The sequence below is a fragment of the Vibrio sp. D173a genome (assembly GCF_030248475.1).
On sequence record NZ_JAHGAH010000051.1, the window covers coordinates 23,440 to 31,153 of the forward strand.

A 7,714-nucleotide genomic window follows, 5' to 3' on the forward strand; every position below is an offset into this window, starting at 1 on the left:
TACTCCCTCTATTGCGCATAAAGCGACTCTCTAAACTCTAATTGAGTGGGTGCAAGACCAGAGGTATGGTGTTCGCAACAATTGATTCTTGAGTTATTCCTTTTTCTACACTAGAAATTAAAGTCTCCAATTTAGAGGGGAGTGCCTTTGATACTCGTTCCCAATATCGGTACTGTTCTTCAAATAAAGTGGGATTTCCGTGTTTAATAAGAGCTTGTTTAGATATGGAAGGAATAAGCATATAGTTTGCACCCGATGCTAAGGCGAAAGAAATACCTGCAGGGTCGGTATCAAACCACGCGACAAGCTCAACCTGTGGGAAACGCTTAGCAATCTCTTTAGATATAACCCCTCCCTCTATGTCTCCTCGATATACAACAAGTGGGTTGGGGCTCATGTCTGATTGAATAGTCCTAAATTGAGAAAAAGCTTCATAATTTTCGACAATAACTATTTGCGTGTGTTCAATGCTTCTCAGAGTGTCAAGAGGCATCTCTATGTTCATGCCGTCTTCTAGATCGTATTTATTACCATTTAAGTTAGTAGACAATACTCCATAGACTTTGATCACCTTATCTTTGACAGGGGTAGTGCTTAACTTCTCGTTCGGGAAGTACTTAGCCATTTCTGTTCGAGAGCTCGGTATTGGATCCTTTAAGATATCAAATCCTGACAGCTCTTTAATGAGCTTCCTGATTTGGCGTATATCTTTGGGTGTGAGTTGCAGCTTTCCAGAGCTAGTTTTACCGATACTATAGTCTTGGTGAAAGACCTGAAATACCCCCGTCAAAACTACAGAGGTTCCATGGTGAATTTTGGCTGGAATGACGATGTTTTTAAGTCGAGTTAGATCTCCACTCGTAATGTTATCAATAATTTTACTCATTATTTCCTCGATATAGATACATCTTCTAAGTGGAGGTTGCCATAGCCTATGTTACTGCCTTCAGCATAATAGGTATGTGTTCCAATCGGCTCAATAATGAAGTCTTTTCGGTCTTGTGGAAGCATCGAACTATGGAAGTTAAGCACACTAAATAGCCATACATCTTTAGCGCACGTTAATAGTTCAAGATCTTCAGGTAGGCCATCGTTAATTTGCTCATAGTAATCCAGGGCAGAAACCTTTGTTTTCCCCTGAGCCATAAAGGCTTCAGCAAAGAAAGTGTCGCAGTGGGAATCAATATCAGCTTCAATCAGCTCTTGTATCTCAACATCGAGTGTAAACTCTCGACGCTCAGCTTCTTCTATCACCGGTCGCTCTTCTTGCTCGACGGGTTGTGCCGTGATCTTCTCTACAATCTCGGCCAATTCCGGTTCTTGGCTCATCTCCTCTGGGTTTGGGTGATGTGCAAACTCAATCGGATCTGATAACCAGAATGCAGAGATACCGCCATGCTTTGCCATTTCATCTGGCAAAATCACTTCTTCATTTGGAGTCCAGTGTGGCTCTTGATCGATAAAGCGGTCAAAAGCGTTGATAAGGTCTTTATCACGCTCTCGATTACGGTATTTCATCATGAGGGCGCGAAGTTGGTTTAGGATAGAACCAAGTTCTTGCTGACAGCTACGAATAGCATGGTGCATTTCAACGCAGAACAACGTGTTTAGCTCAGAATTTTCCCCTGCTATGTCGCTTAGCAGCTTAAATGAGAAAGCTTTCATACCACTAACAAGTTTTTCAGCTTGATTGATAGCTAATTGGTTCTCTTTCTGCTTTTGAACCAATGTATTGCCATAACCAAAGTCATAGCTGATACGACTACGTAGACGTCGACAAGATTCTTGTAGATCCATGGTAATTTCATAGACTACACCCTCAAGGGTGTTGAACCTATCAGTTTCTTGCTCCCTTTTGCCATTGAGCTTAGCTTCTAGGTATTCTAGGGCCAGATCTTGCATTTCTGGAATACGTTCCGCGTGCTGAGTCCCAAGGAATGAGCTTGCTTCCGTCTCAAGGAAGTAGTTCATCAGTGCTTCCATCTTTGGATGAACACGGTAGCCGCGGCTTGTAACGATAACGACGCGTGCTTCTTTCAGCTTGCGCAGGTCATTGGCGTTTTCATGGGTTTCGCGGACCGTACCGTTCTCAAAAATTTGAGCTAGGGTGTTATTTGCTTGGCTGATTAAGCGAAGCATGTGGCCGACACCACCATGCTTGCCGTTGCTTTGAGAGCGAATCAAAAGTTAAACTCCCCTTGGTCCTCGTTTGCCTTGTTGATTGTCTCAACAACTTTCTCATGCGTATCAATGAAGTCGAGCACCTCGTACACAAAGTCTAGCTTTCCTGTCATCACATAAAGTTGACGTTCTTTATTTACAAGATAGGCAATCCCCTCTTTAACCAAAAACTCGACGACGACCTCGAGTTTTTCGTTGGCAGTCTCACGAACTTTTTTTCGGCTCACTTTTGGCAGTCGGTAAATGCTATCGAGTTTCTCCATCAAGCTTGAAGATGATTGGATTTGCGCACTAAGTATAGGCACATTTAACTCATCACCACCAACCATTACCGTTTCCACCTGGGCCGCTTCACTCACTGTTGCAATGAACTTCACTACAGGTCGAATGATACCGTGTACGTTACTCATCAACGTGGTTACCTGACGGCGGTTGTGATCGTCGATGGTTTTGTATGTCACATAGTAGGCGCTGGTTCGACTCGTGCATTGAAGCTCACGACTCATAAGAGTCAATGCTTGGTTAATTTCGCGGCGAGTACGATCGTCTTTAAGGGTCTTATAGGCATCGCGATCAGTCGCAGGGCAGATAAAACGACCACTCAGTAGAGACTCTAGGACTTGTGATACGGGCTTCATGCTTCTGCTCCTGTGCTTGCTTCAGTAGCTTTTGCTAAAGCGAGCTTGCTTACTTTAGGTTTGTTGAAAATGTTCTTGTCAGGTGTTAGGTGATACAAGTTCTTAAACAGGTTAGCGGTACGGTTGTTACCATCCGGTTGAGCGGCTACAACATTGAAGTGGTGAGTATCCATCATCTTAAGTAGCTTCGCTTGGTTCTCCGCCGTCAATTTGCCAATCTCATCGGTTGGGTAAGTAATTGACAGTCGGTTAGCCCCGCGTTGCTGCGTGAGTAGAGCCAGATACAACATGGATTGGATAAGCAAGTTGGTGCCATTACTGGCCAAATCACGCATGTCTTTATCTGTTTTAGCGGTTTTAAGCTGGTTGTTTTCGGTCACTTCGAACTTAATGTCAAAGAGCTCGGTCGGCGTCTTCACTTTGTCGGCACTAATATGGTAAGTGAGTGTGTCTAGGGCGTTGTAGAACTCTTTGGTTGGCAGTTCAGCCGCACCAGTACGGTCCCACTCTTCGTAAACCTCAGAGAAGTTAATAATATCTTGCCACCCTTGTAGTTTTGAAAGCGAACTCTCTACGTTGATGTCGATGGAACCAACGACGGAGAAAGTGTTGTTTGCCTTTACTTGTTCAGAGACATTGCGCCCGAGTTTCTTAATGTCGCGGTCGAACCCAAGTAATCGGTCCTTGAAGTCTACTAACATGCGGCCCATGTTAACGGCACTATCAATGGTTATGCTCGTTACTTGTGGAATAATGTCATTCATGATTTTTTCTAGAATGTCGATACGCTTAGAGTCGCTAGCGACAATGTCTTCGCTAATGGTGTTTCGACTGGTTTCATTCCAGAAACGGTAAAGCTCCCCGTCACCAAGACCCAGCGTAATGACCTCCATCTGCTGAATATCTTTCTTACGCTGTTTCGATAGCATCTCGAGTTCAGGCAGCTTACTCTCAACCTCATTCATTAGTGAATTTAAGTCTCCGCTGTAAATAAAGCCCTCATCCATTTCTTCTTGGATCTCGAACGCTTCGTAATTGGATAGGCGATAGATGGCACTATCAGCCCGTTTCTTACGATTCTCCAATGTATCAATAGATTTTTTGAACTGTTGCTTGATGCGATGAGTTTCGCTGCGTAACTCTTTCAGTTTGGTTTCAAACGAGCGGATATTTTGGTTAACCGATTCAAGCTCTTTTTGCATGTCGTTGCGAGACTTTCTGCGTTTCGGATCGTCAATATTGTAGATAGACAACCAAGTCTCGTAATCTTTGATATCTTGAGTCTTTGCTTTTAGGTTCTTGATCTCGTTTTCAAGCTCCTCAATATCTGTCTTGTAGCGCTGGTAGAGATCACGGTTGATACCCTGTTCGCTTAGCCGCTGTTCGTATTCCATCTTGATGCGTTCTCTGTTCTCACCTAGCATCTGATGGTTCTTATTCAGCGTATTGTTGATGATATCGGTACTGATTTCGAGCGCAGTTTCGATCGTGCTAATCTGAGTCAGTCTATCATTTTTCAGTTTTGATTCAGCTTCGCCAAAGCGCTCCTCGGCCTCTGAAAGCTCTCTTTCAATCAAAGAGATGTTCTGATTAATCGATTTGATGTTTGAGCGAATTTGCTCAACTAGGGCCTCTTTAGTTCGGGCTATCTCTATTTTTTTGTTCTCAAGGTTGCGCTTAGTCTGAGTTAAGTCGTGCTCTGTGTTTCGAAGTTCGCTACGAAGTTGTGCCAGTTTAATGTTTGACTCTTTAATGGCGGCGTCGACTTTCTTGATTTGCTTATTAAGTTCAACCTCAGCATCCTCAAGCGTATCGATGAGATCCATTAAATTGGCTCGCTCTTCGATATCCGCTTGGTTAGTCACCGTACAATCAGGCAAATTGCTTGTGTCGATACTCAAGTCGAACAAGCTGCCAGAGTCTTTGGTCAACGATGGCGAAAGAGTGGTATCCATCAAAAGGTCGTCTGTAAGAATCCGACCGAGTGGAGAGCTTTGCCATCCTGCTTTGTGAGTCTCAAGAAATGAGAACAGTGTTCCAGATTCAGGGTCGAGTCGAGCGTTAACCCACTTCAATTTTTCTTCTGCATTACGTTTCTTGATACAGATTGTCTCTAGGTTAGAGAGCTGATTTTCCCGCTCCTTATGCAGGTGACTCTCTTCTTTTTCAGCTGAGTTCACAGTTCGATTTAGTTCATCGACTTGGTTCTGGAACTTATCTTTTTCTGATTCAAGGTGCTCGCGCTGCTCAGTAAGAAGTTCATCAATATCAGGGTGCTTGAGGCGCTGCTCTTGAGTAGCCAGTTCAGCCTTACGCTCAATAAGTACCGTACTTGTATTTTTGGTGAAGTTATTGTGTGACTTACTCAGTTCGTTTAACTGCTGCTGAAAAGTGTCATCGACCTTAGTTTGCTTCTCCTTGGCCTCTTGTTGAGCTTTTAGCTTTTGCTCTGTGAGTTTAGATTTTTCATCATGGAACTTGCTGTTGAGGTTTTGAAGATCACGATCGTGCTTATCTTTAGCGTCAGCCACCTTAGTTTCAAGCTCGGCGTAATTCTTTCTTTGTTGTGCTAACTTGTCTGCCAGAGATGGAAGTTGTTTTAGTTTTACCGATAGCTCTGGGTAATCATTCTCTTCATAACTTAAAAGCGTTTGATAGTGCGCTTCGATTTCAGAATCAAGGCTACGGATGGCGTTTTGAAGTGAGTGGCGGGAGCTCTCTTTGTCGAGTTTTAGGGCATTGATCTCTTCGAGGTTTTTATCACTTACCTCGATGTAATCTGCTAGCTCGCGGTGTGTTTTTGATAGTGACTCAGCAAGCTTGTCGGATTCTTCACGAATGACCAACAGAGCATTGGCTAATCGGCTAGTTAGATAGGCAATCTGTTTATTGTTCGCAATCGTCTCCGCGAATGCGTCTTTTTTACCAAGGAAAGCGGTTAGACCGTTGTAGTCATCACACCATTGTTCAATCTTGTTTGCATCAACACCAAATTCTAGAGTGCGATTACCTTGTTCAAGAATATCAAGGAAAAGCGCCTTAGTGTCGGCCATGTTGAACTCGCCCTGAATTAATGCCGCAGTGATTTTTTCGATATGACGAACATCATTCCGACCAGAGCACAGAGAATAGCCGAGGAATTTGTTGTTTCGATTACCAGCGTTAATGTTTTGGATGATTTCTCGGTACTCTTTAACACTGGTAATACGAGATTCGTAATCCAAACCTTTAGCGGTCAATTCTGCGGCTAATTTGGTACATGTAATCGCGTATGGCTTCTCTTCATGGTCTTGTTTGATAAGTGCGGATTGCTCAAACTCACCTTTAACGAACAGGTAAACAATGCCCCCTTTTGTGCTTAGATTCCGATAACAAATGACATGAGCAATTTGACTACGAGCGGTAATGTACTCAAAAACAAGGTAGCTGTTGTTGTGTGGTAAGTACCACTCTGCGAATGGTTTATTAACGTTAGATTTCCTAACAATCTGTGCACCAGTGGCACCGTAGAAGAACGGAATAAGCCTTAGTAGTGATGTTTTACCTGCACCATTATCACCTGTTAATTGAGTTGGTGAATTGAAATCATACTCTGAAAACATCTTCTTTTTCTGATATGAATTTATCGCGATGACTTTTCTTAATCCGGCATACATCATAATAACTATCTCTGCTCTAAGGGCCTTGAGGTAAAAAATTAACGAAGGTGATTTTGTGACGTTATTGGAAGGGAAAGCAAGGTGTTTCGTAAAGATAGACGACGCGTTTTCTCTTCACTTGTTGAGTTTTGTGGATTAAATTGAACATAATGACGAAATGTCATTGTCATTATGAGGTTTTGTTGTTGCTATGGAGCATATTAAAGAAGGGGAGTTCAAACGTCTGGCGCTGGCGAAGGCGTTTGATGGGGTGTTGGAGCAAGAATCGTCCCACACACCCGGTAAGTTCCATCTTATCGGCGTCAGTTTCTCTCGGCAAGCACAATATGCGGTTCGCGCTGGAAGAGCCAACACACTGCGAGCATGGCGAATGGATCACCTAGCGGCATTGGTTAAGTCATTAGGGATAATGAGAATGGAAGTCTGATTTTTAAAAGAAGACCATCGTGAAACAGTATGAAGCATACTAAGCTTAGCGAGGTTGACTCGGACATCCCCCATCGAGTTAGCGTGCAAAGGACAGCCAAGAAAGCCGACGCCACTCTCGCGCGTCGGTTTTTTTGTTTTTGTCGCTTCAATAAATGACATCAGCGTCTGGCCAACTGACTAAGGTGGTGAGCGTGGGGTGCCCCCGGTGCTCTTTGCTTTTTTGCTTCTAACCATTGGCTTTTTAGCTCAAAGACCGTCAAAGGCGAAGGCGCATAGTGGATTGCTTGCCAATCGAACCGTCTTACCTCTGCGAGTTTTTGTTGATAAAGCGCCTCGAAAGACGCGTCACAGGGGTAATAGAATTGCCCTTGGTGTTTGAGCCTAAAGTGCGCGCTGGGGCATTTGCGTTGTAAGCGAACGGTTTCTTGCTTGATGAGGACGATGCCCGTTAACGGCGGCAGTGACTGTCTTTCACAAAACTCTAACACATAGGCCAGTGGATAATTCAGATGACGAAGACTGATGCTCACCTCGCGAGCGACGTCGTGGAAAAAGAGTGACTTATTATCTCGATGCTCAATGAGATAGTGCCAAACACTCACAGAGAGCGGTCGCCAATTTTTGTTTGATTTCATAAGGCCTCGCTTTCTAATGTATAAGCAATCAGTTTACTATATTATTGGCGATGCGGATACACATTGGGTGTTGAAAGCCATTGAGGGGAACGATGCCGATTTATAACGTCACCTATTTCTGTAGTGGGACGAAAGCCGTATTGAAACACAAGCAGTTTGACATGGAAAATTT

6 protein-coding genes are annotated in these 7,714 nt (G+C 43.7%); 1 reads left to right on the forward strand and 5 read right to left on the reverse strand.

The features are described 5' to 3' along the window. Positions 1-37 precede the first annotated feature (37 nt). From KIV40_RS06440 to KIV40_RS06455, 4 genes are read right to left on the reverse strand one after another with little or no spacing between them, the layout of a single operon-like run. Positions 38-886, reverse strand: a complete 849-nt coding sequence (locus KIV40_RS06440) for a hypothetical protein (RefSeq protein WP_285348329.1) — start codon at positions 884-886, stop codon at positions 38-40. Beyond that, a complete protein-coding gene (locus tag KIV40_RS06445; protein ID WP_285348330.1) occupies positions 886-2,184 on the reverse strand; it encodes a hypothetical protein in 1,299 nt (432 codons plus the stop codon). The genes KIV40_RS06440 and KIV40_RS06445 overlap by 1 nt, the downstream gene beginning before the upstream one ends. After that, a complete protein-coding gene (locus tag KIV40_RS06450; protein WP_285348331.1) occupies positions 2,181-2,819 on the reverse strand; it encodes a hypothetical protein in 639 nt (212 codons plus the stop codon). Before KIV40_RS06450 ends, KIV40_RS06445 begins: the two co-directional genes overlap by 4 nt. Further along, complete coding sequence (locus tag KIV40_RS06455) at positions 2,816-6,478, reverse strand: ATP-binding protein (RefSeq protein WP_285348332.1); 3,663 nt, start codon at positions 6,476-6,478, stop codon at positions 2,816-2,818. Before KIV40_RS06455 ends, KIV40_RS06450 begins: the two co-directional genes overlap by 4 nt. A 190-nt stretch (positions 6,479-6,668) precedes the next feature. Here KIV40_RS06455 and KIV40_RS06460 point away from each other — a divergent pair, with 190 nt between their 5' ends. Next, the gene (locus KIV40_RS06460; protein WP_285348333.1) at positions 6,669-6,905 is read left to right on the forward strand and encodes a hypothetical protein; all 237 of its coding nucleotides are present in this window, start codon (positions 6,669-6,671) and stop codon (positions 6,903-6,905) included. Positions 6,906-7,065: 160 nt separating this feature from the next. Here KIV40_RS06460 and KIV40_RS06465 read toward each other — a convergent pair whose 3' ends face one another. Next, positions 7,066-7,542 (reverse strand): hypothetical protein, encoded by a 477-nt coding sequence (locus tag KIV40_RS06465; protein WP_285348334.1) that lies wholly within the window; start codon positions 7,540-7,542, stop codon positions 7,066-7,068. Positions 7,543-7,714: the final 172 nt, after the last annotated feature.